Annotated in this window: 2 protein-coding genes; both read right to left on the bottom strand. The window is 73.8% G+C overall.

Annotation, left to right across the window (positions count from 1 at the left end; genetic code table 11):
• Nucleotides 1-211: 211 nt before the first annotated feature.
• On the bottom strand, nucleotides 212-1,300 hold the full coding sequence (gene manB / locus CCN35_RS26010) for a mannose-1-phosphate guanylyltransferase (RefSeq protein ID WP_067396730.1): 1,089 nt from the start codon (nucleotides 1,298-1,300) through the stop codon (nucleotides 212-214).
• 120 nt (nucleotides 1,301-1,420) lie between these two features.
• A partial coding sequence (locus CCN35_RS26005; protein ID WP_107501098.1) for a peptidoglycan recognition protein family protein occupies nucleotides 1,421-2,624 on the bottom strand: 1,204 nt, incomplete at its 5' end.

The raw sequence follows: 2,624 nt of genomic DNA, 5'->3' as shown, positions 1-2,624 counted from the left end.
CTGCTGAGCGGACGGGTGCCGGGGCGGCGGGGGCCGCGGATGCCGAAGGGGCACGTCGGGCGCCTGTGACGCGGCCCGCATCGGCCGCGGCGTTCCGCGGCCGGGACGGGCGGCGGGTCCGCCCGCCCGTGCCGCCCCGGGTCCTTCGGTGCGCGCACGCAGACGCGCATGGGAGCACGCGCGGAAGGGGCGCGGAGGAGGGGCGGCCCGCCTACGACGGCTGGTCCGAGGAGAACCTCACCGCACCCGCCGGGATGTGGGCGTTGCACCAGATCCTCACGCCCTCCCGCAGTTCGTTGTCGGCGCCCACCACCGCGTCGTCGCCGATGACGGTGCCGGTGAGGACGGAGCGGGTGCCGATGCGGGCGCGGGTGCCGATGAGGGAGTCGGTGATGACGGCATCGGGCTCTATGACCGCGCCGGGCAGGATCGTGCTGCCGAAGACCTGGGCCCCCTCGGCGACGAACGCGCCCTCGCCGACCACCGTGCCGCCGGTCAGCTTGGCGTCGGGGGCGACGACGGCCGTGGGCAGGATCAGCCGGTCGCCGCAGCGGCCGGGGACCGCCGGGGAGGGGGCACGGCCGAGGACCAGGTCGGCGGAGCCGCGCACGAAGGCGGCGGGGGTGCCGAGGTCCAGCCAGTAGGTGGAGTCCACCATGCCCTGCAGATGGGCCCCGGCGGCCAGCAGCTGCGGGAAGGTCTCGCGCTCCACCGACACCGGGCGGCCCTGCGGGATGGTGTCGATGACCGAGCGGCGGAAGACGTACGCCCCCGCGTTGATCTGGTCGGTGACGATCTCCTCGGGGGTCTGGGGCTTCTCCAGGAAGGCCAGGACACGGCCCGTGTCGTCCGTCGGGACCAGTCCGTAGGCCCGAGGGTCCGTCACCTTCGTCAGATGCAGGGAGACATCCGCTCCCGTCTCCTCGTGCGTGCGCACCAGTGCCTGGATGTCCAGCCCGGTGAGGATGTCGCCGTTGAAGACCAGGACCGGGTCGTCGGGGCCGGAGCGCAGCCGTGAGGCGGCGTTGCGGATGGCGCCGCCCGTCCCCAGGGGCTCCTCCTCCGTGACGTACTCGAGGTGGAGTCCGAGCGAGGAGCCGTCGCCGAAGTACGGTTCGAAGACCTCGGCCAGATAGGAGGTGGCGAGCACGATGTGCTCGATCCCCGCCGCTTTCGCCCGCGCCAGCTGATGGGTGAGAAACGGCACTCCCGCCGCCCGCACCATGGGCTTGGGCGTGTGCACCGTGAGCGGGCGCAGCCGGGTGCCCTTGCCGCCGACCAGAAGGATCGCTTCCGTCACCTGTCGTCTCTGCTTCCTGCCGGGACCGGCCGATCAGTCCTCGGCCGGCCAGTGTATGCAGCCGTGTTCGCACAGCTTTGTGGAGCCCTGAGACTTCTCCCCCCGTCCCGGCTCCCCCCTTCAGCGTCCCTGGTAGCGTGCCGCCGCCGAACGGATCGCGCCCAGCTTGTCGTAGAGCCGCCGGCCGGGGCAGTCGGTCGAGAATCCGTCCCGGTGGCCGGAGATCACGTCCAGGCGTACGCTCTTTCCTTTTTGGTAGAGGTTGCCACCCCCGGACGTCAGATATGTCTTTCCACTCGGATTCACCCCGTGCAGACCGAGCTTCCACGCCGCCAGTTGCGCCACGGCCGTCACGGCGGCCGGGGGCGGCTCGGAGGTGTCGTGGGTGCCGAGGACCGCGATGCCCGCGCTGTTGGTGTTGAACCCGGCGGTGTGGGCACCCAGCACCGCCCTCGCCACGCCGCCGGCGCGGCCCTCGTAGATGGTGCCGCACTTGTCGACGAGGAAGTTGTAGCCGATGTCGCGCCAGCCCATGCTCTGGACGTGGTAGCGGTAGATGCTGCGGATGAGCGACGGGGCCTGTGCGCAGCTGTAGTTGTTGCCCGAGGACGTGTGGTGGACGAACACCGCCTTGACCGTCGCGGAGTAGACGAACCCCCCGTTGCGCAGCGACTCGTCCGCGCCCCAGCCGCGGCGGGTGACGATGGGCGGGCGCGGTCCGGTGTACGGTCCGGCGCCCCGGCGTTCCGCCGCCTCGCCGCCGGGCCGGGCGAGCGGCTCGTGCCGGGCGTCCTCGCGGCCGGACGGGGTCCAGGTGGCGCCGGGAGGGACGAGCCGGGCGTCGGCCGCAAGGCCCCCGAAGGCCGCTGCGGCCTTTCCGTTCGGCCCGCCGGGATGTGAGGCGCCGGCCCGGGAGTCCTGCGGCAGGGGCGTGTCGCCGGGGTCGACGAGTTCGAGGCGCAGACCGGAGGGCAGCGCGGCCGGCGGGCCGGCAGCCGCGTCCTTGCCGGGGGCCCCGGTGTCCGCGCGCACCCGCACCTCGACGCCGTCGGACTCGCCCACCCACAGCGGGGCGGTGGCGCCGCGCACGGCCCCGGTGGCGCGCTCGGCCGTGCCGGGGTCGGCGCCGTGGTCGGCGTGGTGACGGGGGTCGAGGTCCTGCCAGTCGGACCAGGTGCCGGTGGCGGCGGAGCGGGTGCGGATCCGGACGCTGCCGTGCAGCTCGGCGTCCGGGTCGTCCCAGACGACGCCGACCAGGAAGAAGCGGGGGACGTCCGTGCGGCGCAGGCCCTGTTCGGCGACGGCGGCGGAGCGGGTGCGGGCG

This window comes from Streptomyces thermovulgaris (assembly GCF_002155915.1).
GTDB lineage: Bacteria > Actinomycetota > Actinomycetes > Streptomycetales > Streptomycetaceae > Streptomyces > Streptomyces thermovulgaris.
This window is presented reverse-complemented; position numbering and strand designations above follow the sequence as displayed.